The following is a 26,067-nucleotide window of genomic DNA, read 5'->3' on the forward strand; positions in this document are numbered from 1 at the left end:
GAAGCGTCGTGCACTGCCTGGTGCTGAGCGATGCGTCGGACCGTCCTGCGTTTGCCATCAGAAAAATCAGCGAGGAACACTCCATGCTCGAAGTCATCAACGACTTCCTCTCAGGGAAAGTACTGATCGTGCTCATAGTCGGGCTCGGCGGTTATTTCACGATCCGCTCGCGTTTCGTTCAATTGCGTCACTTTTTCCACATGTTCTCGGTGTTTAAAGACAGCCTCAAGAGCAGCGCCGGTCAACTCAGCTCGTTCCAGGCGCTGATGCTCAGCCTGGCCGGCCGCGTGGGTGCCGGTAACATCGCGGGTGTCGGTATTGCTGTGACCCTGGGTGGTCCGGGGGCGGTGTTCTGGATGTGGGTCACCGCGCTGGTGGGCATGTCTTCGAGCTTTATCGAGTGCTCCCTCGGCCAGTTGTACAAGCGCACCGACGCTGAAGGCACCTATCGCGGCGGCCCGGCCTATTACATCCAGCACGGCCTGCAGAAGCGTTGGCTGGGGATGGTCATGGCGTTCCTGCTGCTGGTGACCTTCGGTTTTGCCTTCAACGGCCTGCAAGCCCACGCCGTGACCCACTCGCTGAACAACGCCTTCAGTCTGGATACCACTTACACCGGCCTGGCGCTGGCGGTGTTGCTGGGCCTGGTGTTCATTGGCGGGATCAAGCGTATTGCTTCGATTGCCGACCTGCTGGTGCCGGTCAAGACCCTGGTCTACATCGCCGTGACCCTGTACGTAATCGTGCTGCAATTCGACCACGTGCCGGCCATGCTCGCGACCATCGTCAAGAGCGCCTTTGGCCTTGACCAAGCCTTCGGCGGCCTGGTCGGTAGCGCGATCATCATGGGTGTGAAGCGCGGCGTGTTCGCCAACGAGGCCGGCCTGGGCAGCGCACCCAACGTTGCGGCGGTGGCTTCGGTAGAACATCCGATTGCCCAAGGCGTGGTGCAGGCGTTCAGTGTGTTCCTCGACACGTTCATCATCTGCACCTGCACCGCATTGCTGATCCTGCTCTCCGGTTTCTACACCCCGGGTTTTGAAGGCGACGGTATTGCCCTGACCCAGAACTCCCTGGCGGCGGTGGTCGGTGACTGGGGCCGCATGTTCATCTCGGTGGCCCTGGCGTTGTTCGTGTTCACCTCGATCATGTACAACTACTACCTGGGCGAGAGCAACCTGCGCTTTCTGGTCGGCAATAACCGCAAGGTGCTGATGGGCTATCGCGCACTGGTGCTGGTGCTGATTTTCTGGGGTTCGATCGAGAACCTGAGCACCGTGTTCGCCTTCGCCGACATCACCATGACCATGCTGGCCTTCGTCAACCTGTTCGCCCTGGCGTTCCTGTTCAAGATCGCCATGCGCATCCTCAACGACTACGACAACCAGCGCGCGGCGGGCATCAAGACTCCGGTGTTCGATTCCAGCCAGTTCCCCGACCTGGACCTGGACCGCAAGGCCTGGCCGGCCAATCCGGTGAAGCCTGAAGCAGCACCCTCGGCTGAACTGAGCGCTCAAGCGCAACGTTGATCACCGCTAGATGACACGCCGCCCGGCCTTGGGCATGCTCTGGGCCCGGCGGCGTTTTTCGTTCAGGAGATTTCTCATGCAACCAGCTAACAACGTGATGGTGCTCTACACCGGCGGCACCATCGGCATGCAGGCCAGCGCCAATGGCCTGGCGCCCGCTTCAGGTTTTGAGGCGCGTATGCGCGAACAGCTTGCCGACGCGCCAGTGCCCGCGTGGCGCTTCCAGGAAATGTCGCCACTGATCGACAGCGCCAACATGACCCCTGCCTACTGGCAGCGCCTGCGTACCGCCGTGGTTGAAGCCGTGGACGACGGCTGCGACGCGGTGCTGATCCTGCACGGCACCGACACCCTGGCGTACAGCGCGGCGGCCATGAGTTTCCAATTGCTGGGCTTGCCCGCACCGGTGGTGTTCACCGGCTCGATGTTGCCGGCCGGCGTGCCGGACAGCGATGCCTGGGAAAATGTCAGCGGTGCTTTGGCCGCATTGGGCGAAGGCCTGGCAGCGGGTGTACACCTGTACTTCCACGGCGCGCTGATGGCGCCGACCCGTTGCGCAAAAATTCGCAGTTTCGGGCGCAATCCGTTTGCGACCTTGCAACGCCAGGGTGGCATTGCCCGCGCCGAGTCCCTGCCGGCCGCGCTGGATTACCGTCAGCCCAAAGCCTTGGCGAATGTCGCCGTGCTGCCGTTGGTGCCGGGTATTGATGCCGCGCAACTGGACGCCGTAATCGGCAGCGGCATTCAGGCGTTGGTACTGGAGTGCTTCGGCAGCGGCACCGGGCCAAGTGACAACCCAGCCTTCCTGGCCAGCCTTCAACGTGCGCAGGACCAGGATGTGGTGGTGGTTGCTATCACCCAATGCCATGAAGGCGGTGTAGAGCTGGACGTCTACGAGGCCGGCAGCCGCCTGCGCGATGTGGGCGTACTGTCCGGTGGCGGCATGACCCGCGAGGCAGCGTTCGGCAAGCTCAACGCCCTGCTCGGTGCCGGGCTGGAGACCAGCGAAATCCGTCGCCTGGTGGAATTGGACCTGTGCGGCGAACTGAGCTGACCGGCATGTAACTTGCTCTACTTCCAGCCTCTCCTGGCTGGAAGTTCCCATGCTGCACTCCCACCTCACCACCCTCAATGCCGTGTCCTTGGTACTCAGTACCTTCGAGGCCGAAGGCTTGCCCCACGAAGCGTTGCTGGCCGGCAGCGGCATCTGCGCGGCGGACTTGAGCCGCGCCGACACGCGCATCGCCACGCACCAAGAGATGCAAGTGTGCGCCAATGCCGTGGCCCGTCAGCGCGATATCGGCCTGATCGTTGGCCGGCGTATGCATGTTTCTTCCTACGGCATACTGGGCTATGCCCTGCTCACCAGTGCCACTTTCGGTGACGCTTTGCACCTGGCCCTGCGGTATCCGGCGCTGTTGGGAACACTCTTCGAACTGAGCCTGGAGGAAGACGGCGAACGTATCTGGTTCACGGCCGGCGACTACCGCGAAAACCCGGCCCTGACCGCCTTCAATGTCGAGTTGTGTCTGGGATCACTGAAGGTCATCTGTGACGACCTGCTCGGCCATCCCCTGCCCTTGCTGGGCGCCCGTTTTGAGCACGACGCGCCGGATTATCAGGCGCGCTACGCCGAGAGCTTCGACTGCCCGCTACAGTTTCAGGCTATCGCCAACGCGTTCGCCTTTGATAAACGCTGGCTTGCCCAACCGTTGCCCCTGGCCGACACGGTCACCCACCAGGCCATGGTCGAACGTTGCCGCAAACAAAATACCGAATTCACCGGGCGCGAGGCCTGGCTGGGGCGAATCCGCCAGTTGCTGGCCGCACAACTGCACGCCGCCCCTGGGCTCGATGGCCTGGCGCAGCAGATGAACTGTTCGGCGCGCACCCTGCGCCGGCACCTGCATGACCTGGGCTGCAGCTATCAGGAACTGCTCGATGAGTTGCGCTTTGAACGCGCCAAACAGTTGTTGGCTGAGAACCTGTGGCCGATCCACCGAATTGCCGAGACGCTGGGGTTCAGCGAAACGGCGAGTTTCAGGCATGCCTTCGTGCGCTGGAGCGGCGTAACGCCGAGCCAATTTCGTGCATGACGCGCCAATGAGGGGCGAATTGCGGACACACACTTTGGCCATATTGATCCCCTTTTGGCCGCTCCTGACGTTCTCATAAACCGCGCCCACCGCAAGACTGCATACACCGATACAGCCTGCGGAGAACAACAAATGCTGACGATCTACTCGGACGATCACCACCTGCACCACGGCCGTTGTGAACTGATGGACGGGCAACTGATGCCCTGCTTTGAAATGCCCTCGCGTGCCGACCACGTGCTGCAACGGGTCAAGGCGCGGGAACTGGGACCGGTGCAGGCACCGCAGGATTTCGGCTTGGCGCCGCTGCAACGCGTTCATAGCCGCGACTATCTGGACTTCTTCAAGGGCGCCTGGCAACGCTGGACCGAATACGGCCAGGACGGTGACCTGTTGCCCTACACCTGGCCCGCCCGCACCTTGCGCCGCGTGATGCCCACCAGCCTGCACGGCCAATTGGGTTATTACAGTTTCGACGGTGGCGCGCCGATCACCGCCGGCACCTGGCAAGCGGCCTACAGCGCCGCGCAAGTCGCCCTCACAGCCCAGGCCGCCATCGCGCAGGGCGCCCACAGTGCCTTCGCGCTGTGCCGCCCGCCCGGGCATCATGCCGCCAGCGATTTGATGGGCGGTTATTGCTACCTAAACAACGCAGCCATCGCGACCCAGGCGTTCCTTGATCAGGGCTGCAAAAAGGTCGCGATCCTCGACGTGGATTACCACCACGGCAACGGCACGCAGTCGATTTTCTACCCACGCAACGACGTGCTGTTCACCTCGATCCACGGCCATCCGGAGGCAGAGTTTCCGTTCTTCCTCGGGTATGCAGATGAGCAGGGAGAAGGCATCGGAGAAGGTTTCAACTTCAATTACCCGCTACCCGCAGGTGCAGGCTGGGAGGCTTGGAGCGCAGCGCTTGAACAAGCCTGCACAGAGATCGAGCGCTACGCCGCCGACATCATCGTGGTGTCCCTGGGCGTGGACACCTTCAAGGACGACCCTATCTCGCAGTTCAAGCTCGACAGCCCGGACTACCTGGCCATGGGCGCGCGCATTGCCCGCCTGGGCAAGCCCACGCTGTTCGTGATGGAAGGCGGCTACGCAGTGGAGGAAATCGGAATCAACGCCGTCAACGTGCTGGAAGGTTTCGAGGAAGCAGCCCAATGAACATACTCAAGTCGCTCGCCCTGTGCGCCGTGGTTGTCAGTGGCGCAGCCCAGGCCGAAGAAAAAACCCTGAAGGTCTACAACTGGTTCGACTACATCACGCCCAAGGCGCTGGAAGACTTCAAGGCCCAGCACCCGTCGATCAAGTTGGTGTATGACATCTTCGACACCAACGAAGCCCTGGAAGCCAAGTTGCTCACCGGCAACTCCGGCTATGACGTGGTGGTGCCGTCCAATGTGTTCCTGGCCAAGCAGATCGAAGCCGGTGTGTTCCAGCCCCTGGATCGAAGCCAGTTGCCCAACTGGAAACACCTGGACCCCAAGCTGATGAAGCTGATCGAAGCCAACGACCCCGGCAATCAATACGCCGTGCCCTACATGTACGGCACCATCCTGATCGGCTTCAACCCAGCCAAGGTCAAGGCAGCCCTGGGCGACAACGCCGCCGTGGACAGCTGGGACCTGATCTTCAAGGAGGAAAACCTCAGCAAGCTCAAGCAATGCGGCGTCGCACTGCTGGACTCGCCCTCGGAAATCCTGCCCCTGGCGTTACAACACCTTGGCCTGGACCCCAACAGCGACAATCCCAAGGACTACGACAAGGCCGAAGCGCTGATGATAAAGATCCGCCCGTATATCACTTACTTTCACTCCTCCAAATACATGGCCGACATCGCCAACGGGGATATTTGCGTGGCGGTGGGCTATTCCGGCAGTTTTTCCCAAGCCGCCAACCGTGCCAAAGACGCCAAGAATGGCGTGACCGTGGACATGCGCCTGCCCAAGGAAGGCGCGCCGATCTGGTTCGACATGCTCGCCATTCCCAAAGGCGCCAAAAACCCGGACGACGCCTACACCTTCATCAACTACCTGCTGCAACCCACAGTGATCGCACCCATCAGTGACTTCGTCGGGTACCCCAACCCAAACAAGGACGCTACCGAGAGGGTCGACCCGGCCATTCGCCACAACCCCAACCTGTACCCGACCGACACCGCCATGGCCACGCTCTACACCCTCATCCCCCTGGACAGCAAAGCCGAACGCGCCAGGACAAGGGCTTGGACCAGGATCAAATCCGGCACCTGAAGCACCTTGGTTTGACGTGTACCTTCGAATGCGCTTGTGAAGGTGGCCTATCTAAGCACCGCCTCTCTGTGTGGCCGCGCCCTAGCATGGAAATTTCTAGCCTTGACCTCAGGGCTGGTTCCACCAAACGGCCAGACAGGGAAGCCTCACCATGAACGCCCCCGCTTCAACGACCACGCCCTCGAACACATCACGTCAGGATGCACGCATAGCGCTGCTCACCCAATTCTCTACAGGTCCTTCGTTCAGGGAGACTGCAACCCTGCTGCTGCGCGAGGCGCTACAGGAGCAGTACCCGACGCTGGATATCGACCCGGACACCGTCATGCTCGCAACGCCCACCTGGAACCTGGATGACGACCGGGTCAGCGCCGGCCCCACCGAGTACCAGGCTCTGAGTGACATCCTTGCCAGGCAGGCAGTGCTGGCGGTGCCGATCTTGTACCTTCAGGGCGAGCACTTTCTCACGCAGCAACCGATCATCGAGCCGGCAGTACACCTGCCCGTGCGCGTGAATGAAATCGCCAAGACCATCAACCAACTGGCGCCCTCGATGCTGCGGGCCTATCAGCAACAAACGATCAACTATTGGAATCAAACCAACGGCAGCGGCCCACATTGGCACGAGCTGTCGAACCTGCTGCGCACGGTGTGGAATGTCGAGGCCGCCGATGACTGGACCGCCACCGAGTGTGCCATGGCTCGCGCCCTGTTCACTCACCCCGACAAAGCCGACAGAAAGGGCAACGACCTCTACAAGCTCAGGGCTTGCCTGGTTGATATCGACCGAGTCGACGATGAAGGGCAGGTCAAGCACGTCAATGATGTGATCATCGCGGTATTGATCGGCGAACACGAAGGCAAAACCACAGTCCTCACGCATTCGCTGCTCAAGGGTTATGAAAAGTTTCCTTCGCTGGAGCTCCTGGGCCAATCCTTGCCCGCGCACCTGTCGGGCTCTGTCACGGACCCGCAAATCCAATGGCGTCTGTTTGAACCGGATGGCAATTTCTTTGATCACCAAGCCTGTGCATTGGTGTCATTGCAGATCGATACCATCGCTGAAATCGACTTCTCCGACCTGCGCAAAACCAACAACGTCGATATGGCACTGGGCACGCCACCTGCTGCTGCCCCGCCGCCTGCGCAAAGCAGCCCGGATCTGGCCTGGTACCGCGAGCAGATGCCCGACTGGCTGACAAATGCTTCACCCAGCGACTCGAATTTCTATGCTCGGCACCTCAAAGACCTCGCCGCGCTGCATAACCAGAATGCCGGTCGGTCGTTCCTGGACGACGTCCCTACTATCGAGGCGTACGCGTTGAAGGTCATCAAGGCAAAGGTGATCAAGGACCACCCGGATAGCACTAACCTGCCCTTGGAGAAGATCTTCCTGCAAATAGAGAGCCCGGTCGTGTGGGGCACTTTCGTCGTCCCGGGCCAGGTTGAGAGCAACAGGTTCAGCCTGGTTGAACTGGCCCTGCAAAACCTGATTGCAGTGCCCGTCGGTAACAAAGTCGTCAAGACCAGCAATGGTTCAAACCTGCCTGAGTGGATGACCCCTGCCTATTTTGAATCGCTGGCCACCGATGCCGATATTGGCCGTACCTACCCTGCGCTGATCAAGGAAAAGCTGCTGGATGACACTCGGGAATCTGCACGCCGTAATACGCTATATAGCCAACACCTGCGTATCCAACTGCCGATGCAGGCCTTGCAGGCCAAGATCCGCCAGGAAGACAACATTGACGAGCGTGGCTACCGTTATGTGACCGCCGTGATGCAAGAAAAGGCCACTGACAGCAAAGTGGACGGGCAAACCATCGTACTCAGGCCCTTGGCCTTCGTGCCCACCCGGCGCACGGATACCTCTGTGGACACGGTCGCCAACATGTACGTGATAGGCCCCGAAGACCCGGCGGCCGGGCCATGCCTTTTGTACCGGCCGCTGTTCACGCCGGCCCTGATGCAGTTCCCGTCGCCGGCCAACCTCATCTATACGATCGCGCAATCGAGCAGCTTGTGCGAGTCGGTCTTGGCCTGGCTGCCGGATGCGGTCCGCAGCGACTATACCAACTATGTATTTCCCGGCTCGCTGCCTTCACCTTGGGCGGTCGCCGATTACCTGGTGGAGCCCGACAAGCTATGGACCATGAGCGGGCCAATGACCTTGGGCACCGAAGTACTCAACGGTGATCGATTCACCACAATGTTCAAGGCCAATGCCCAGGCCCTGATAGAACTGGCCGACCGCCAATCGGTGTCCAACGCCGAAAGCCGTTGGGCGACCTTTAAACACGCAGGCTGGGTGATCTTCAATGGGGTGCTGCCGTTTCTGGGGCGCACCATCGGCACGGGCGCCTGGATCTGGCAGGTGGTCGATCAGCTGCAAACCTTTGTGCAAGCGCATGACCACGACGAAAAACAAGCCGAGTGGTCGGCACTCACCGATGTCCTGTTGAACCTCGGCATGGCGATCACGTTGCACGCCGCCAGCCGCAGCCACCGTACCGGCTACCCACGCAAGACCACGCCAAAGCGGACCAAAGCGACCAGCACAAAGCAGGTCACGATCAAACAAGAGGTGACCCTGACCAAGGAGTTGCCGGCCACACATTTACCGCACCTGCACACCAGCGGCGCAATCAAGCGCATACCCAGCGAACTCGCAACCGTGCTCGACAGCTTCAAGGTCAGCAAACCGCAAGGCCTCGGCGCGGCGCAAACCGCAAAAAACCAGTACCAGCATCTCTTTCATCAGGCACAAAAGTACTACGCCCCTGTGGGGGAACGCTGGTTTGAGGTCAGTGCCGGTGAAGATGAAGCGGTAGTCATCATCGACCCGAAGCAGCCCGGTCGAACAGGACCTGCGTTGATTCACAACGCTCAGGGCCAATGGTTCATCGACACTCGTCTGCGCCTGCGCGGCGCCGGTTCCAAGCAGCTGCAGGAACAGTCAAAATCCAAAGCTGAGATCAACGCGATAGAAGCCAAAAGACGCCTGACGCTATTTGAACAAAACAAACCCACTGCGCAATTGGAGTTGCAGCAGGCCCATCTGGCGATGTCGGACACCGCGTCATCCACTTCATCCGAAGTCAGCCGCCAAACCTACCTGCAAAAACTCAAGAGCCAGAGCAGCGACTACGAGAAGGCACTGCAACAGCTCAAGATATTGAATACGTTCTCGCCCAGCGCGGACTATCAGCAACACGCAATCCGCTACGTGAACGCCCAACTGGAGCTGACCCGGACCGGTATCACCGAAGCGCAAGTCGCCTTCACACCTAAACTCAAAACCGTGCTGGACCAGGTCGAACATCAAATCAGCCATCCAGAGGAACGTCATATCGACGATGCCCGCATCATGAGCGAATTGAGCCAGGACATGATCCAGCGCCTGAACTACAGCCAATCGCGGCTTACCCAACTCAAAGCGCTGGGTGAGCTGGGATTCGAGCAAATTCGCAACTACCGGAGTCAATTGCCAAGCTACACCGCCCGCGACCTCAGGGCCTTGCAAGTGTCTTTGGCGCGCAACTTATGCCTGGACGGCGACAGCATCGCCACAGCCTCGTCAGCCTGGAGTGCCATTGACACCATCGTCGACACCGCCAACCTGTCGATTCAGGCCTTGCATGAAACGTCGATGGAGCGTAGCCAGGCGCGCTTGGATGAACGCATCGAAACCCTTGGCAGCCTGGTCGAACAGTTCAAGATCATCGACGAACGCCTGCAGGATTTCCCCGACGAGTTTCCTGACGCAGCGCTGCCTGCACGTATCACGACCCTGCGCGAAAAAATCCGCGATTTCTACCGCGAAACCCTGGGTAGCCTGGAGCTGCTGCACGCGGATCGGGACACGCTCAGAAGCCGCCCGACGCCGCCTTTAACACCGCCAAGAGCAAAGCAAAAAATCATTCACACGCGCTACAACGGGGTATTGGTGGGAATACCACGACTGACAGAGGCCGGCGATGAAACCGGCATGGTGGATGTCATCTCTCCTCTCAACCAGCAGATCATGGCGACCTTCCACGAAAAAACCCCAGGTGTGTGGGTGCAGCACGTCAATCCCGTCGAGACCACTACCACCACTACTCTGGACGTCGCCACCAGTATCAGCCTGGCCCAGAAGCTTCTGGACGGGTTGGGGGCCTTCAAGCAGCGCACTGGCCAACAGGCGATCAAACCGGAGCGCAGCGCTACTGGCATCGAATGGCTGTACCACGAGCACGCGTTAAAACTGGAACAGGCCTCTGCAAACATTGAGCAGGCCCTGACCCAAAGCAACTCCACCGAGAGCAACGGGGGCTCTGCGGCTCTGGTCAACAAACAACTGGGCGAAGCGGCGCAGGCACTCTATCAAGAGGCGGCTCGCCAGAAACTGCAAATGATCAAGAAACGCCCACCCACCATCAATAGCGTGGAATGGCTTAAGCAAAACAACGAGATCGTAATCAAGAGAACCGTCAAGCGCCGCCGGCTCAAAGGGCCTGTCAAGGTCTACCTGGATGAGTACACCCTGAGTAACCGCAGTGATAAAACTGTGCTGTGGTATGCACACTTCCATTATTCGGCCGAATGGGTGCCCGCCAGGGCTTTTCTCAGGGGGCGCCTGAAAACCCCGCAAGAGCACGCCCGGGGAGTAGATGCCGACAGTCTTGACGGCCTCAACGAACAGCAAAAAACCGCGTTCTACCTCAGCGAAATAAACCGGGACCAGGCCCAGCGGTTGTTTTTCAAAGTGAAGTAACCTCAGTGCCGGATCGTATTCAAGCCAGCCACACCCGACGCAAGCGGGCCAGCGCCTGTGCGATGGCCGCCTCAGGCACGGCAGCGAACCCCAGCACCAGTCCGGCACGCTGGTCCGATGGTGGGCCGGTATCTGCCAGCCAGTAGCCGCTCAAGCCGTTGATCTCGACATCCACCGCGCGGGCTTGGGCAAGCAGCGCTTGCTCACGGGCCAGACTGTCCACGCGCACCGTCAGGTGTAAGCCTGCCGCAACGCTAGGCAAGGCGCCGACGCCTGGCAGTTCGCTGGGCCAGCCGACCAACAAAGCGTTGCGGCGGCTCAGGGCCGCACGGCGCATACGCCGGACGTGGCGCTGGAAATGCCCCGCCGCCATGAATTCGGCCATTACGGCCTGAGTGCTGACTTCGGAATGACGCATGTCCACGGCGCGGCGCCGAGTAAAGGCCTCTACCAGACCCGGCGGCAATACCAGGTAACCCAGGCGCAAAGCCGGGAATGCCACCTTGCCGAAGGTGCCGACGTACAGCACTCGACCATTGCGATCCAGCGCTGCCAGTGGCGACAGGGGCGCACCGGTGTAACGGTACTCACCGTCATAATCATCCTCGACGATCCAGCCGCCAGTACGCTCGGCCCAGGCCAGCAACTCCAGGCGCCGCGCCAGGCTCATCACCACGCCCAACGGGTACTGATGGGACGGCGTGACATAGGTCACCCGGCAATCCTTCAGGCGGTTCAAGACCTCGCAGTCAATACCATCGCCATCCACCGGCACGCCATGCAATCGGCCACCTGCCAACGCAAAGGCATGGCCTGCCGCGCGATAACCCGGATTTTCCACTGCCACGCCATCCCCAGGCTCCACCAGCAACTGTGCACAAAGGCTGATTGCCTGTTGTGCGCCACTGGTGATCACTATTTGCTCAGTCGTGCACTGCAGACCTCGCGCAGTGCGCAGGTAAGCGGCGATCAAGCCACGTAGACGTTGGTCACCGGCCGGGTCGCCGTAGCACAACTGCGCCAGGTCCGGCTTGCGCCAGAACGCCCCGTTGAGCTTGGCCCACACCTCAAAAGGGAATAGATCGAAGGCCGGTACCCCCACCCGAAAAGCCCGCGGCGGACCACAAGGAGGCTGAACCAAATGATTATGTTTGACCCTGTCCAGGCCAACACTGTGGATAACTTCACTGGCCTGAGTGCGCGCATTATCCAGACGATTTGTGGATAAGGCTGTGGGTAAGCCTGTTGAAAACCCTGTGGATAGTTTTGTGGATAGTTTTTTTGCTGTGGGCAGCTGCGAGACGTAGGTGCCGTCTCCCACCCGGCTTTCAATAAACCCCTCGGCATACAACTGATCGTAGGCGCGTACCACACTGTTGCGCGAGATCGACAACGCCGCCGCCATATCACGGGTGGCAGGCAAGCGCGTGCCACTGACCAGTCGCCCATCCAGCACGCGCTGGCGCAGCGCATCGTACAGCTGGCGTGTCAGGCCCTGGCGGCGATCCAACTCGATGCCAGCAGGGTCGAACGACATCGAGGGGATGAGGGGCGGCATATTGGACCTATGAAATGAGGGCTAGATGGCTCTTACAACGAGCCATTAGCCTGCCTAGGATGCAGGCATTCGCCAAGGAAAATTTCCATGTACACACCTCGCGCCTTCGCCCTCGATGATTTGCCCCAAATCCAGCAACTGATCCAGCACACGCGCCTTGCGCAGTTGGTGACCGTGGGTGAAAACGGCCTGCAGGCCAGCCACCTGCCGTTGCTGCTCAATCCCGACGAAGGACCCAACGGTACGCTTTATGGGCATCTGGCCAAAGCCAATCCGCAGTGGCGCGACCTGCAAAACGGCAGTGAAGCACTGGTCATCTTTGCTGGCGCCGAGGCGTATGTCAGCCCGGCGTTTTACCCCTCCAAGGCTGAGCACGGCAAAGTGGTGCCCACCTGGAATTACCTCGCCGTGCACGCTTACGGCAAGGCCGAGGTGTTCAGCGACGGCGAGCGATTACTCAAGGTCGTCGGCGCCCTCACTGATCACCACGAACGCGGCCGCGCCCAACCTTGGGCCGTCGGCGACGCGCCGGACGACTACATCGACGCGATGCTCAAGGCCATCGTTGGCTTTGCCCTGCCTATCGACCGCCTGGTCGGCAAACGCAAGCTCAGCCAGAACCGCAGCGCAGCCGATATGGCCGGCGTACGTGAAGCCCTGGCCGGCAGCGCTGATCTGCGCGACCAGAATCTCGCCCGTTTCATTCCCCAAGGAGTTGCAGAATGACCCCGATCGACATCCGCCAAGTCACCGCCGCGGACCACGCCGCCTGGCTACCGTTGTGGCTGGCCTACTTGAAGTTCTACAACACCGAACTACCGGACGCCATCAGCCAAAGCACCTGGCAACGCCTGATAGACGCTCGCGAGCCGACCCACTCGGCGCTCGCCTGGCAGGACGGCAAGGCGGTGGGCATGGTTAACTTCATCTATCATCGCTCCAACTGGAGCATCGAGAACTCGTGCTACCTGCAGGATCTTTTAGTGGATCCATCCCAACGCGGCACCGGCGTGGGTCGTAAGCTGATCGAGTTCGTCTACGCCACCGCCAAGGCCGATGGCTGCTGCAAAGTGCACTGGTTGACCCACGAGACCAACGCCACCGCGATCCAACTCTACGAACGCATCGCCGAACGCCCTGGTTTCATCCAATTTCGCCAAGGTCTTTAAGGAGCCCAGCATGTCCACTTCCCTCGCCGACTGGAAAGGCGTCCCGTCACCCACGGTTCAACTGCTTGAAGGACACTTTATCCGCCTGGAAAAACTCGACCCGGCGCGCCACGGCGATCAACTGTGGCAAGCCCTACAAGGGCCCGGTGCTGACCCGAAGCTATGGGACTATTTGCCCTACGGCCCGTTTCCCGAGCGCGGCGCCTTTGATACCTGGCTGAACAACCATGCGGCCCATAGCGACCCGTATTTTTTCAGCGTGATCGACCGCGCGAGCGGTCAGGTCCAGGGCATCCTCAGCCTGATGTCCATCGTCCCAGCCCAAGGCCGCGTTGAAATCGGCCACGTCACCTTCGGCGCGCCGATGCAGCGCTCGCCAAAAAGTACCGAAGCGGTTTACCTGCTGGCCAAGTACGCGTTCGAACAGGGCTACCGCCGCCTGGAGTGGAAGTGCAACAACAGCAATGCGCGCTCCAGGTATGCGGCCGAGCGATTGGGGTTCAGTTTTGAGGGGGTGTTCCGCCAGCATATGGTGGTCAAGGGGCAGAACCGGGATACGGCGTGGTATTCGATCCTGGATTCGGAATGGCCCAAAGTGGGCGCGGGGTTTGAGGCGTGGTTGTCTGAGGCGAACCAGAGCGGTTCGGGCCAGCTGAAAACGCTGGCCGACTGCCGGATCTAGATCTCACTCGCACCGCCCCTCCCACACTTTAATCTGCGGTGGATCAGTTGGTCAGGCGCTGCGCCAGCACCGCAATATGCTCCGGCCCGATGCCACAGCACCCACCCAAATGGCTGGCGCCACGCGCCTGCCAATCAGCAGCCCAATGCAGGTAACCCGGTGGGTCGAGGTCGTCGCGCAACGGGTCCAGGCCATCGTTGGCCGTGGCTTCCTTGGGTTGCGGCGGGAAGGCGTTGGCGTAGGCGCCGATCTGAATCGCTACGCCCAACCGCTCGAAGGTCTCCCGCGCGGCATCGATCGCCGCGCCGATCACTTCCGGCTGGCTGCAGTTGAACAACAACACCTGCACACCCAACTGCGCCGCCGCCTCGGCCGCTTCCGCTACCGGTTCGCCGGAGCGCAGGCGCGGTACGTCGTCAGTGTCTTCATCTTTCAAGGTGAACGACAGCCAGAACGGTTTACCGTCCTGCGGCAGCCCGGCATGAATCGCTCGCGCTTCAACGATTGAGCTCTGGGTTTCCGCCAGCCACAGGTCGACGTGAGGTGCCAGGCCCTGCACCAGCGGTGTCAGCAACTCGCTGACCCGCTCCGGCAGGAACAAGTCGGGCCGGTAGGAGCCAAACAGCGGCGGCAAGGAGCCAGCGACACGCACCGCCTTGCCGGACGCCTGCACCGCCCGTCGCGCCAACTCACCGGCCAATGCGGCCAGCGCCTGGCCTTCGGCGGCGAAGCGCGCCTCACCAATATGAAAGGGCACCACCGCGTAGCTGTTGCTGGTAATCACGTCGGCACCGCTGTCGATATAGGCCGCGTGTACCGCCTCCACCGCTTGCGGCGCTTCGCTCAAGGCCAATGCCGACCACTCCGGCTGGCGGAACGGCGCGCCACGGCGTTGCAGTTCACGGCCCATGCCACCATCGAGAATTACTGTGCGTGCTGCGCCCATATGCTTTTTACTCATATGCTTATGAAAATAACTCACTATGAGAGTCGTTCTTATAACTATTTAATGCGTACCGTTCGGTTAATAACAACCTCTTTTTTATTCAGGTGTTCGATTTTGAAATTCAGACCGCTGTTGGCCCTGGGCCTGACGATGTTGGCTGCTTCCACCCAAGCCTTTGGCGGTGCCACGCTGGATCGTATCGAGCAGAAGAAGGAACTGGTCGGCGTGCTGATGGAAAGCTACCCGCCGTTTTCATTTCTCAACGAGCAGAACCAGCTCGACGGTTTCGATGTGGATGTGGCCAAGGCCGTGGCGCAAAAGCTTGGCGTGAAGCTGCGCCTGGAAACCCCTTCATGGGACGTCATTGCCGCTGGCCGCTGGAGCGGGCGCTATGACATTTGCATCTGCTCCATGACCCCGAGTAAGGCACGCGCCGAGGTGTTCGACTTCCCGGTTGAGTATTACGCCTCGCCCGCGGTGATCGTGGTCAACGCCAAGGATGATCGCATCCACGAAGCCAAGGACCTGAGCGGCAAGAAAGTCGGGCTCACCAGCGCCTCCAGCTACGAGAGTTACCTGAACAAGAGCCTGGTCATCGAAGGCGCCGAAGACACGCAGCTGCAGTACCCGTTCGAAGACGTGCAGATCGCCCCGTACGATACCGACAACGTGGCCTTCCAGGACCTCGGCCTGGGCGCCGGCGTGCGCCTGGACGCAATCCTCACCAACCTGGTTACCGCGCAGCCGCGCTTGACCCAGGACAAGCGCTTCAAGCTGGCCGGCGCACCGCTGTATTCGGAGCCCAACTCGGTGGCCATCGAGAAAGGCGACGCGCAGTGGGACAGCAAAGTGCGTGAGGTCTTCGCCCAGCTCAAACAGGACGGCACCTTGAGCAAGCTGTCGCAAAAATGGATCGGCGCCGACATCAGCCAATGAGTTTTCGCATACGGCTTTACCTGACCTGGGCGGCGCTGTTCGCCCTGTTTGCCAGTTTCTTCCTGAGCTTTGACCTGAAGTTCTCGATCATTCTCGACAAGCTGCCCAACCTGGTCGGCCTGCACCTGGCGCCCAACGGTTTTCTGCAAGGTGCGGCGCTGACGCTGTTCCTGTGCCTGTGCGCCATGCTTGCGTCATCGGTGCTGGGCTTTATCACTGCGCTGGGGCGCCTGTCGAAAAGCGCGGTGGCGTTTGGCATTGCCAGTTTCTACGCCTCGTTCTTTCGTGGCACGCCGCTGCTGATCCAGATCCTGCTGATTTACCTGGGCCTGCCGCAACTGGGCCTGGTGCCGGGCGCCATCGTCGCCGGGATCATCGCGTTGTCGCTGAACTATGGTGCCTACCTGAGCGAGATTTTCCGCGCCGGCATCCTCGGCGTGCCCCATGGTCAACGCGAGGCCGCGCTGGCCCTGGGTATGCGTGACCGGGAAATTTTCTGGCACGTCACCCTGCCCCAGGCCATGCGCACCATCATCCCCCCGGCCACCAACCAGTTCATCTCGATGCTCAAGGACTCGTCGCTGGTCTCGGTGATGGGAGTATGGGAAGTGATGTTCCTGGCACAGTCCTATGGCCGCTCCAGCTACCGCTACATCGAGATGCTCACCACGGCGGCAATCATTTACTGGGTGCTTTCACTCGGACTGGAGCTGATCCAGGCGCGCATGGAGCGGCATTTCGGCAAGGGGTATGTGCGGCGCGGCTGAAGCTCAAGATCTGTTGCGTCGCAACTTGACCACGCCCATCTGCATACCGAAAGGTCGCAAGACCGCGTTAAGCGATTTCACGGTCTGATTGCCCTCGCCGTGTTCGATGTGAACGAGGGTGCGCACAGAGATTTTGCACATTCTGGCAAACTGACTCTGGTGCAAACCCGTAACTTCGGTGCGCAGGCGACGTACAGCCTCGGCGAGTTCCAATGTCCCATCGGCGAGGGAGGTCTGAATGCTTTCGATCAGCAGGGTTCGCTCTTCAACGCTGCGGCTCATGTCAGCCCCCATTCTTTAAGACGTCGCGGCAAATTCTTCAAGGCGATCGCAGGGTGATTCATGGTGACTGCCGGCAAGCCACTGGTGCTCAGAATGTCCGGCAACGCCGATAGCTGTTGCGCTATCACCCTGAGATCTTCGAATAGCTTCTGGCTGTCGACAAGGTCACCCAGACTGTCACAAACCCCTCGCCAATCCACCTCCCCTGCTCGCTCCAGCTCTTTAGGCCACTTGGTACTGCGCGTAACCCCTTCGTCGTCCATTACCATGGGTGCCATGTCGTATATAGGTGCGAGGCGCAGGGTGTTCGCTTCGCGGATAATCGATGTATTACGGCCGTGATTGTCCGAGTTACCGAGGATTTTATTCAACAGGTCGCGCTTAAGGTATTCAGCGACCAGGGCTGGCACCTCGTGCGACTGACCCGCCTCTCGCCACAAGCCAATCAACAACTCAAGTACTTCACGATGTGCCATGGCACTGCCGGGAACGGTGACACCCGCCAATGAGTAAATTGATTCCACCGCGTAACGCTGAACGCCTTGGGCAGTGACCTGTCGATCAAAGCGGTGCATCCACACACTCGGCTTGCTCGCTTCTTCCAGAGCCAGCCCTGAGGCAGCTACGGTATCCATGCCCAAGGTCTGCAGAGCTTTGTAATAGTGGTATTCACTACGCAGGATATCCTGATCCGTCTGCGTGCCTTTATTGCGCGCAAACTTCACAAACCAATGTTGTTTAACCTGTTGATCATCCAGCACGGCATCCGGGTACAGCAAACCTTGTTGGTTTTCTGTCAGCAGCAGTTTGGGCGCCTCACCGCCCGCACCTGTCGCACCACCGATGGCCGCTCCTTGCTCATAGGCGTATTCAAGAAAGCGGCTGTCGCGCTGGACCACGTCATGGCGCTCAAATCCCATGGGGGGTCGCATGTCCAAGGCTTCAATCGACTCCTTGATGCGCATGTGACCGATGGGAGCGGGCGTGCTGCGCATCAGCAGAAATAGATCTGCGCTTATGTCATCCGTTTTTTCCCGACCCACACGCGCCATAAGAAAACGCTTAGCCGCCCCCGCAGGGGCGAGGTCATGCACAAAAGCGGGAGCACATGAGGCTCTATTACCTCCCCATTCCAGAGGAAATCTGGCGCTAACAGCCTTGTCGAAGAGGCGGCTCATGTCCTCAAGATGTTCCACCAAGTAGTGCTGGTCATAGCCAAAACTGCATCGGCTTTCAAAACCTTGCTGCGGTGTATCAAAAGTCAGAAACATAGCATCCCGCCAATGGCCTTCGACGTAGGTTTGTAAGGTCAGACGGAGCATGGTTCGCACCTGCAAGTTAATGCGTTTATCTACGCATATCAGACGTTAAATATGCAATATAGTGCATACTTTAGCGCAAACCCAGCTTTTAATCTGCATTAAAATGCGTAGAACCAATAGGCGCGGTAGCGAAACAAGCACCACAGTTTGGCCACTGGCAGATAAGTTTTTAATCGCACCTGACTAAAGACAACTCCCGCAAACCAGCGGTCAATGGCCTGACAGTTATCGCCCCACGCTCCCGCTACATTCCCGACCTCATTCATCAGAGGTCGGGAATTCATGCCCTTTACATCCCAAAGAATCGCAGCGTTCATCAGCCTTGTTATTGCCGTCAGTGTGCAACCTGCACAAGCGCGGGGTGACATCGAATACACATCATTTTCTTACCAACCCTATGATTCGCTCGACACTGAGTGGGCCTTCGAACCTGAAGTCGGTACGCCGCCAATCCCTGGGCCCTACCCCGGCTACTTCATTGGCCAAGCCTCCACCTACAATGGCGTGCAAGTGGCCAAGGTGCTGGAGCCGGCGCTGCTTGAACTGCTCAAGTCCGGCGAATTGACCTCGGAGGAGCTCAAGGAGCTGCAAAAGGTAAATGACGCACTCGCCGCACAGCCCGGCGGGATCGGCGCAGCCCTGGAGCAATTGGCCGGTAGCCAGAACGCGAACCTGCTCAGCGCCACATACGCCGTCACCAGCCACATCAGCAGCCAATTGCTCTCGTCCCTGCGCAACCTGCCCGACGACGACAACGGTCGTTTCTGGGTACAAGGGTTGAGTAACGGCGGCCACCTCGACCCACGAAGCGGCAGCGCCGGACTGAAGCACGATAGCAAGGGTCTGATGCTGGGCGCCGACTGGGCAGTGGATAACGCCTGGCGTGTGGGTGTTATGGGGGCAAAATCCGCCAGTGACCTGAAGGCGCACCGCTTCTCCACCGAACTGGACAGCTTGCACCTGGGCGCATACGCGGTGCGTCAGGACGGCCCGCTGGCCCTTCGCCTGGGGGCGATTTACAGCAGCCATGCCGGGACCAATCGGCGCGACGTCAACCTGCTCGATTACAAGGACTCGCTCAAGTCTCGTTACGATGCCCAAAGCCAAACGCTGTTCTCTGAGCTGGGCTATCAATTGGGCAGCCAGGACCTCCACATCGAGCCTTTCGCTGGCCTCGGCTACCAGCGTCATCACCGCGACGGTTTCAAGGAAAGTGGCGGCCTGACCGCGCTGAACGTCGGCGCGCAGACCCAGCAGAACCTTAACAGCACCGTTGGCCTGCGCCTGGCGACGGTTTACAGGCTCGATGATCAGGTCAGCCTCACGCCTCACCTCAGCGCCGGCTGGAAACACCTCTACGGCGCGGTTGACAGCCAGGTGCACCAAACCTATCGCAATGCACCCGTTGCGCTTGATGGCTTCACCATTACCGGCACGTCCCTGGACCGCAATAGCCTCGACGTAAACCTGGGCCTTGATCTTGCGTTATCCAAGCAACACACCCTGGGCCTGGCTTACAGCGGCCAAGCTGGCACCCATAGCCGCAACCAGGGTTTGAAGGGGCAATGGACGATGAGCTTTTAACCGAGCATCGTCAGACGACATCCCGACAGCGAGCCTTCTTACAATCATCTGCTCTGCCAGCCGACATCTGTCGGCTGTTACCTGCGTTAGTTTTCGACCTCAAGCACACTTGAGGTCGAAACCCAATGTTACGAGTACCCCACCAGTTTGCGGCCTATATCCCCCTGCCTGGCTGTCCGGCAACAGCCCCTGTTTATGCTGAAAAAAGTAACGCTATCGAACTCGCCACCGGTGGTCATTTTACCAACTACGGGCACATATCCACCGGGCCTTCCACGCGCTTCAAGGAGTCGTATAGCGGCATAAGCGCGAACAGCGCAGAAAGCATAATCGTCAACCACGGAGCGGTAGCGGGTGGCAGCAACGGCATCAAAGCCACCGACGATGTGACGCTGATCAATCACGGCGTAATCATCGGCCATAAAGGGGCCGGTCTGAAATCCAAGGGCAATGCAGACGTCGTCAACTACCGCATCATCAGGGGCGCGGATGCCCAGCGATCCAAAGAGAATGATGGCGACGGTGATGGCCTGGACATCGACAAACGTGCACGCGTGCACAACTACGGGCTCATTGAAGGCACCGGGGCCAATGGCGCGGACAAGAACGGAGCCCCCAACACCAGCGAAGGCATCGCCATGGGCGGCGGCGAAATCTATAACCGTGGAGTTATTCGCGGCGCACATCATGGGGTGCTGGTAGACAATGGGGACTTGGGGCCGGCCTATGGGAGCACCTCGTTGATCAACGAGGGCATCATCACCGGTCGCAACGGCTACGGCGTCAGGCTGATCGGAGAACACAATGACCAAGTCACCAACGATGGGCTGATAAGCGGCACCGAAGGCATCGCCCTGGATATGGGGGGTGGCGATGATGTGTTGACTGTGCGCGGTAACGCTCAATTCAACGGCAAAGTAGACGGTGGCAGTGGCACCAATCACGTCGTGCTGGACGATGTCCAAGGTGGCACTTTCAACGGCGCCCGCCGTATCCAGCACCTGTGGATAGGCAGCGGTTCCTGGACCCTCGACGGTGCGCTGGACGCCAATCAGCAAGGCCGAGTCTCTCGCGGGGCAACGCTGATCAACCAGAGTCACATCGGTGGCTCAATGACGATTGATGCAGGCGCAACTTACACCGCAGGCACGGTAACCAATCTTGACGTTGCCGGCACGCTGCTGCTGGACCCTGCGCTGAAAAGCCAGACGCGAATCAAGCACGACCTTGACCTGGCAAACGGGTCGACCCTGGCCTTCATCCTCGGCATGGGAGAAGCGCACAGCACCTTGAAAGTCGGCAACAGCGCCCGCCTCAAGGGCACAACACTGAATATCCAGGTCGAACACGAAAACGACGAACTGCTTACCCGCCAGTTACGTGTTATCGACGCTGCTCAGATTGAGGGACGCTTCAACAGGATCACCAGCAACCTTAAAACCTTGACGCCGAGGCTGATCTACACACCCAGCGGGGTCTTTGTCAGTTTCAGGCGCCAACCCTCTACAGAGGCCTGAATTCCAGGCAAAAAAAAGGAGGGCACCTGCCCCCCCGAGGATTAAGCGGTAGTGTCGAAGGCTGTTATCAGCCTTCGATCTCAATCAGGATCTCACCCGGGTTGACCCGGTCGCCCTTGGCCACATGAACAGCGGTCACCTTGCCGGCAATCGCGGCCTGCACTTCGGTTTCCATCTTCATGGCTTCGGTAATCAATACAGCCTGGCCGGCCTTGACCACGTCGCCTTCCTTGACCAGCACATCAACGATATTGCCCGGCATCGCCGTGCTGACATGGCCGGGTTCGGTGGCGTGCTTGCGCTTGCTGCCGCCACTGCTGACGAACTCGTTGAGCGGCTCGAACACCACCTCTTCTGGCATACCGTCGATGGACAGGTAGAAGTGGCGCTTGCCTTCAGCTTTCACGCCGACACCGGTGATGTCCACACGGTAGCTTTCACCGTGCACGTCGATGACGAATTCAGTCGGCACGCCTTCGCCACCGGCACGTGCCACACCGCCTGCCTCCGGAATCGGCAGCAGGACTTCAGGGGCCAGAGTGCCTGCGTCGCGTTCTTCAAGGAATTTGCGCCCGATATCCGGGAACATGGCGTAGGTCAGCACGTCTTCTTCGGACTTGGCCAACGTGCCGATTTCACCGCGCAGCTTGGTCATTTCCGGCTTGAGCAAATCAGCCGGACGAACGTCGATGACCTCTTCGCTGCCGATGGCCTGACGGCGCAGCTTTTCGTTCACAGTGCCCGGGGCCTTGCCGTAGCCGCCTTGCAGGTAGAGCTTCACTTCGTTGGTGATGGTCTTGTAGCGCTCACCGGCCAGCACGTTGAAGAACGCCTGGGTGCCGACGATCTGCGAGGTTGGAGTGACCAGCGGCGGGAAGCCGAGGTCTTCACGTACACGTGGGATTTCGGCCAGCACTTCACTCATGCGATTGAGGGCGCCCTGCTCTTTCAACTGGTTGGCCAGGTTGGAAATCATCCCGCCCGGTACCTGGTTGACCTGCACACGGGTGTCGACTGCCGTGAACTCGCTTTCAAACTGGTGGTACTTTTTACGTACCGCGTAGAAGTACAGGCCAATTTCCTGCAGCAGCTCCAGGTCCAGGCCGGTGTCGAACTCGCTGCCTTTAAGGGCGGCGACCATCGACTCGGTGCCCGGGTGGCTGGTGCCCCACGCGAAGCTGGAGATGGCGGTGTCGATATGGTCGGCGCCGTTTTCGATAGCCTTGAGTTGGCACATCGCAGCCAGGCCCGCGGTGTCGTGGGAGTGGATAAAGATCGGCAGGTTCTGCTCGGCCTTGAGCGCCTTGACCAGTTCGCCAGTGGCATAAGGAGTCAGCAGGCCGGCCATGTCCTTGATCGCGATAGAGTCGCAACCCATGGATTCCAATTGTTTGGCCTGGGCCACGAATGCATCGACGGTGTGCACCGGGCTGGTGGTGTAGGCGATGGTGCCCTGGGCATGTTTGCCGGCAGCCTTGACCGCTTCGATGGCCACACGCAGGTTACGCACGTCGTTCATGGCGTCAAAGATGCGGAACACATCGATACCGTTGACGGCAGCCTTGGCCACGAAGGCCTTGACCACATCGTCGCTGTAATGGCGGTAGCCCAGCAGGTTCTGGCCACGCAGCAGCATTTGCAGGCGCGTGTTGGGCAACGCAGCGCGCAGTTTGCGCAGGCGCTCCCACGGGTCTTCTTTCAAAAAGCGCACGCAGGCGTCGAACGTTGCGCCACCCCAGACTTCCAGGGACCAGTAGCCGACTTTGTCGAGCTTGTCGCAGATCGGCAGCATGTCGTCGGTGCGCATACGAGTGGCCAGCAACGATTGATGGGCGTCGCGCAGGATAGTGTCGGTTACGAAAATCTTCTTGCTCATTCTTATATTCCTCACAGGCCTGCGTGGGCGGCGATGGCGGCAGCGATGGCCAGGGCCAGCTCTTCGGGTTTGCGCTTGATCGAGTAGTTGGTCAGCTCAGGGTGGCTTTCCACGAAACTGGTGTTGAACTGGCCGCTGCGGAATTCCGGGTTGCGCAGGATTTCCTGGTAGTAGGCGGCGGTGGTCTTCACGCCTTGCAGGCGCATATCGTCCAGGGCACGCAGGCCGCGGTCCATGGCTTCTTCCCAGGTCAACGCCCACACCACCAGTTTCAAGCACATGGAGTCGTAGAACGGTGGGATGGTGTAGCCGGTGTAGATCGCTGTATCGGTACGCACACCGGGGCCGCCGGGGGCGTAGTAACGGGTGATCTTGCCGAAGCTGGGCAGGAAGTTGTTTTTCGGGTCTTCGGCGTTGATGCGAAACTGCAACGCGAAACCACGGTGCTGAATGTCTTCCTGCTTCACCGACAGCGGCAGGCCCGAGGCAATGCGGATCTGTTCGCGGACGATGTCGATGCCGGTGATTTCTTCGGTGATGGTGTGTTCCACCTGCACCCGGGTGTTCATCTCCATGAAGTACACCTCGCCCTCGGCGAGCAGGAACTCCACGGTACCGGCGTTCTCGTAGCCCACGGCCTTGGCCGCACGCACCGACAGGTCGCCGATGTAGGCGCGCTGTTCAGGCGTCAATTGCGGGCTGGGGGCAATTTCGATCAGCTTCTGGTTGCGACGCTGGATCGAGCAATCGCGTTCGAACAGGTGCACCACGTTGCCAAAGCTGTCACCGAGGATCTGCGCTTCGATGTGCTTGGGATTGACGATGCATTTTTCCAGAAACACTTCCGCCGAGCCGAACGCCTTGGTGGCCTCGGAAATGACGCGGGGGAAGGCTTGTTCAAGTTCTTCGCGACTGTTGCAACGACGGATACCGCGCCCGCCACCACCGGAAGTGGCCTTGAGCATCACCGGGTAACCAATGCGGTCGCCTTCGGTCAGCGCTTCGTGGATATCCGCGACGTTGCCCTCGGTGCCGGGAGTGACCGGCACACCGGCCTTGATCATGCTGCGGCGCGCTTCGGTCTTGTCGCCCATGCGGCGAATCACTTCGGCCGAAGGGCCAATGAACTTGATGCCGCGCTCGGCACAGATATCCGCCAGTTCGGCATTTTCCGACAAGAAGCCGTAGCCGGGATGCAGCGCGTCGCAACCGGTTTCCACCGCCAGGTTCACCAGCTTGCGCGGGTTGAGGTAGCCGGCCAGGGGCTCGGCACCGATGCTGTGGGCTTCGTCGGCACGTTTGACGTGCAACGCGTGGCGGTCGGCGTCCGAGTAAACCGCGACCGAGCGAATGCCCATCTCGGCGCAGGCACGCACGATTCGTACGGCAATTTCACCACGGTTGGCGATCAGGATCTTTTTTATCACTTGGAAATTCCCTTGAGCCGATTGCTGCGTTTTTCGACCCGCTTGAGGTGGGTCGGCGCGTGACCAAATGTTTCATGACAGTCGCGAGACACACACTAAGCCCGCCAAGGGATTAACAAAAATCAATAATTATTGGGTCATGCATAAGCAAAGACTTATAGTTGCCGGTATGGCCGGGGCTGAGAGGGGATAAATAATGCGTAAGTCATTGATGAGGCTGACATTAAGGCAACTTCAGATCTTTCATGAGGTGTGCGATTTGCGCTCTTACAGCCGTGCCGCCGAGGAAATGTCCCTCACGCAACCGGCCGTCAGCCTGCAAATCCGCCAGCTGGAAGAACTGATCGGCCAACCGTTGTTCGACTACGTCGGCAAGAAGCTCTACATGACCGAGGCCGCCGAAGCCCTGCAACGGGCCAGTCGCGATATTTTCGGACGCCTGGAAAACCTCGATATGCAGCTATCGGACATGCAGGGCTCACTGCAGGGCCAACTGAAGCTGGCGGTGGAATCGAGCGCCAAGTACTTCGTGCCGCACCTGTTTGCAGCTTTCAAGCGCCAGCACCCGGAAGTGCAACTGCACCTGACCGTGGTCAATCGTGCCCAGGTAATCCGCAGGCTTTCGGATAACCGCGATGATCTGGTGATCATGTCCATGGTGCCCCAGGACATGGGCCTGGAATTCCTGCCGTTTCTCAATAATCCGATTGTCGCGGTGGCGCTGCCGGATCATCCGTTGAGCCTGCAAGGGCCGCTGCGCCTGCAAGACCTGGAGCCTTACACGCTGCTTGTCCGCGAACCAGGTTCCGGCACGCGGCTGGCGTGCGAAGAGTACTTCAAGGAAAAACGCGTGCACTTCACACAGACCGTGGAAGTGGCCTCGGCCGAGGCGCAACGAGAGTGCGTGGTCGCAGGTTTGGGTGTGGCGCTGCTGACGCGCCACGCCTTGAACCTGGAACTGGCCACCGGCGGGCTCAAAGAGCTGCCGGTGGAAGAACTGCCGCTGTACCGCAGTTGGTGCCTGGTGCAGGCCAAGGCCAAACGCCTGTCACCGGTGGCCCATGCGTTCCTGGGCTTTATCCGCAGCGAACGGGTGCAGATCAGCGCGCTGGCTGAGCGTTTCGCTGGGCAGCCACGGGTGCCTGCCAATGGAGTTCCGGGTAGTCACTGATGCTCTGGAGCAACTGGCGCTCTTCGCAACGGTCTTCGATGGCGCGACGGAACGCCATGCGGCGCTGGTCTTCCTGCTGACGACGGGTCTTGACGGTGCTGTTGCTGTCTTCGTAGTGCCGAGTCATGTGGAGTCTCCCAATGCGAGTACGGGGGAGTACAGGATGGGCGCGACGGATGACGGGGGGATGACAG

Annotated in this window: 21 protein-coding genes; 14 read left to right on the forward strand and 7 right to left on the reverse strand. The window is 59.9% G+C overall.

Annotated elements, in window-relative coordinates; all coding sequences use genetic code 11:
• Positions 1-83 precede the first annotated feature (83 nt).
• The 6 genes from IH404_RS00480 to IH404_RS00505 all read left to right on the forward strand — a co-directional run bounded on the left by IH404_RS00480 (position 84) and on the right by IH404_RS00505 (position 10,636).
• Positions 84-1,529 carry an alanine/glycine:cation symporter family protein gene (locus IH404_RS00480; RefSeq protein WP_194439613.1) on the forward strand — a complete coding sequence of 482 codons (1,446 nt, stop codon included), beginning with the start codon at positions 84-86 and terminating at the stop codon, positions 1,527-1,529.
• Positions 1,530-1,605: 76 nt separating this feature from the next.
• Positions 1,606-2,583 (forward strand): asparaginase, encoded by a 978-nt coding sequence (locus IH404_RS00485; protein WP_005792546.1) that lies wholly within the window; start codon positions 1,606-1,608, stop codon positions 2,581-2,583.
• Positions 2,584-2,632: 49 nt separating this feature from the next.
• On the forward strand, positions 2,633-3,625 hold the full coding sequence (locus IH404_RS00490) for an AraC family transcriptional regulator (RefSeq protein WP_005792547.1): 993 nt from the start codon (positions 2,633-2,635) through the stop codon (positions 3,623-3,625).
• 132 nt (positions 3,626-3,757) lie between these two features.
• Positions 3,758-4,792 (forward strand): histone deacetylase family protein, encoded by a 1,035-nt coding sequence (locus IH404_RS00495; RefSeq protein ID WP_005792548.1) that lies wholly within the window; start codon positions 3,758-3,760, stop codon positions 4,790-4,792.
• The gene (locus IH404_RS00500; RefSeq protein WP_005792549.1) at positions 4,789-5,880 is read left to right on the forward strand and encodes a polyamine ABC transporter substrate-binding protein; all 1,092 of its coding nucleotides are present in this window, start codon (positions 4,789-4,791) and stop codon (positions 5,878-5,880) included. Before IH404_RS00495 ends, IH404_RS00500 begins: the two co-directional genes overlap by 4 nt.
• 151 nt (positions 5,881-6,031) lie before the next feature.
• Positions 6,032-10,636, forward strand: a complete 4,605-nt coding sequence (locus IH404_RS00505; protein ID WP_194439615.1) for a DUF6543 domain-containing protein — start codon at positions 6,032-6,034, stop codon at positions 10,634-10,636.
• Between the two features lie 19 nt (positions 10,637-10,655).
• Here IH404_RS00505 and IH404_RS00510 read toward each other — a convergent pair whose 3' ends face one another.
• Entirely contained in the window at positions 10,656-12,194 is a 1,539-nt protein-coding gene (locus IH404_RS00510) for a PLP-dependent aminotransferase family protein (RefSeq protein WP_005792551.1), read from the reverse strand.
• Between the two features lie 87 nt (positions 12,195-12,281).
• On the opposite strand from IH404_RS00510, the gene IH404_RS00515 reads away from it, so the two are divergent.
• Genes IH404_RS00515 through IH404_RS00525 form a run of 3 tightly spaced genes read left to right on the forward strand, consistent with a single transcriptional unit; the run spans position 12,282 to position 14,045 of the window.
• Entirely contained in the window at positions 12,282-12,920 is a 639-nt protein-coding gene (locus IH404_RS00515) for an FMN-binding negative transcriptional regulator (RefSeq protein ID WP_005792552.1), read from the forward strand.
• Positions 12,917-13,363: a GNAT family N-acetyltransferase gene (locus IH404_RS00520; protein WP_005792553.1), complete on the forward strand. Its 447-nt coding sequence runs from the start codon at positions 12,917-12,919 to the stop codon at positions 13,361-13,363. Before IH404_RS00515 ends, IH404_RS00520 begins: the two co-directional genes overlap by 4 nt.
• Before the next feature lie 10 nt (positions 13,364-13,373).
• Positions 13,374-14,045 (forward strand): GNAT family protein, encoded by a 672-nt coding sequence (locus IH404_RS00525; RefSeq protein WP_005792554.1) that lies wholly within the window; start codon positions 13,374-13,376, stop codon positions 14,043-14,045.
• A gap of 43 nt (positions 14,046-14,088) precedes the next feature.
• On the opposite strand, the gene IH404_RS00530 is transcribed toward IH404_RS00525, so the two are convergent.
• On the reverse strand, positions 14,089-14,991 hold the full coding sequence (locus IH404_RS00530) for a homocysteine S-methyltransferase family protein (RefSeq protein WP_194439617.1): 903 nt from the start codon (positions 14,989-14,991) through the stop codon (positions 14,089-14,091).
• A gap of 114 nt (positions 14,992-15,105) precedes the next feature.
• On the opposite strand from IH404_RS00530, the gene IH404_RS00535 reads away from it, so the two are divergent.
• Both IH404_RS00535 and IH404_RS00540 read left to right on the forward strand, forming a co-directional pair.
• Positions 15,106-15,927, forward strand: coding sequence for an ABC transporter substrate-binding protein (locus tag IH404_RS00535; RefSeq protein ID WP_005792556.1), 822 nt, complete (start codon positions 15,106-15,108; stop codon positions 15,925-15,927).
• Entirely contained in the window at positions 15,924-16,694 is a 771-nt protein-coding gene (locus IH404_RS00540) for an amino acid ABC transporter permease (protein WP_005792557.1), read from the forward strand. Before IH404_RS00535 ends, IH404_RS00540 begins: the two co-directional genes overlap by 4 nt.
• Before the next feature lie 3 nt (positions 16,695-16,697).
• Here IH404_RS00540 and IH404_RS00545 read toward each other — a convergent pair whose 3' ends face one another.
• Both IH404_RS00545 and IH404_RS00550 read right to left on the reverse strand, forming a co-directional pair.
• Positions 16,698-16,976, reverse strand: a complete 279-nt coding sequence (locus IH404_RS00545; protein WP_005792558.1) for a helix-turn-helix transcriptional regulator — start codon at positions 16,974-16,976, stop codon at positions 16,698-16,700.
• Positions 16,973-18,298, reverse strand: a complete 1,326-nt coding sequence (locus tag IH404_RS00550; RefSeq protein ID WP_032803756.1) for a HipA domain-containing protein — start codon at positions 18,296-18,298, stop codon at positions 16,973-16,975. The genes IH404_RS00545 and IH404_RS00550 overlap by 4 nt, the downstream gene beginning before the upstream one ends.
• A 282-nt stretch (positions 18,299-18,580) precedes the next feature.
• Here IH404_RS00550 and IH404_RS00555 point away from each other — a divergent pair, with 282 nt between their 5' ends.
• Together IH404_RS00555 and IH404_RS00560 are read left to right on the forward strand one after the other, a co-directional pair.
• Positions 18,581-19,882, forward strand: coding sequence for an autotransporter outer membrane beta-barrel domain-containing protein (locus IH404_RS00555; RefSeq protein WP_005792560.1), 1,302 nt, complete (start codon positions 18,581-18,583; stop codon positions 19,880-19,882).
• Between the two features lie 125 nt (positions 19,883-20,007).
• Complete coding sequence (locus IH404_RS00560; RefSeq protein WP_194439618.1) at positions 20,008-21,399, forward strand: hypothetical protein; 1,392 nt, start codon at positions 20,008-20,010, stop codon at positions 21,397-21,399.
• Positions 21,400-21,466: 67 nt separating this feature from the next.
• On the opposite strand, the gene oadA is transcribed toward IH404_RS00560, so the two are convergent.
• Positions 21,467-23,275 carry a sodium-extruding oxaloacetate decarboxylase subunit alpha gene (gene oadA / locus IH404_RS00565; protein ID WP_005792562.1) on the reverse strand — a complete coding sequence of 603 codons (1,809 nt, stop codon included), beginning with the start codon at positions 23,273-23,275 and terminating at the stop codon, positions 21,467-21,469.
• Between the two features lie 11 nt (positions 23,276-23,286).
• On the reverse strand, positions 23,287-24,702 hold the full coding sequence (locus IH404_RS00570) for an acetyl-CoA carboxylase biotin carboxylase subunit (protein ID WP_003195732.1): 1,416 nt from the start codon (positions 24,700-24,702) through the stop codon (positions 23,287-23,289).
• 196 nt (positions 24,703-24,898) lie between these two features.
• On the opposite strand from IH404_RS00570, the gene IH404_RS00575 reads away from it, so the two are divergent.
• Positions 24,899-25,873 carry a LysR family transcriptional regulator gene (locus IH404_RS00575; protein ID WP_005792563.1) on the forward strand — a complete coding sequence of 325 codons (975 nt, stop codon included), beginning with the start codon at positions 24,899-24,901 and terminating at the stop codon, positions 25,871-25,873.
• Here IH404_RS00575 and IH404_RS00580 read toward each other — a convergent pair.
• Entirely contained in the window at positions 25,803-26,000 is a 198-nt protein-coding gene (locus IH404_RS00580; protein ID WP_087945270.1) for a hypothetical protein, read from the reverse strand. The genes IH404_RS00575 and IH404_RS00580 overlap by 71 nt on opposite strands.
• Positions 26,001-26,067: the final 67 nt, after the last annotated feature.

Source organism: Pseudomonas sp. OST1909, from assembly GCF_015277575.1.
GTDB lineage: Bacteria > Pseudomonadota > Gammaproteobacteria > Pseudomonadales > Pseudomonadaceae > Aquipseudomonas > Aquipseudomonas synxantha_A.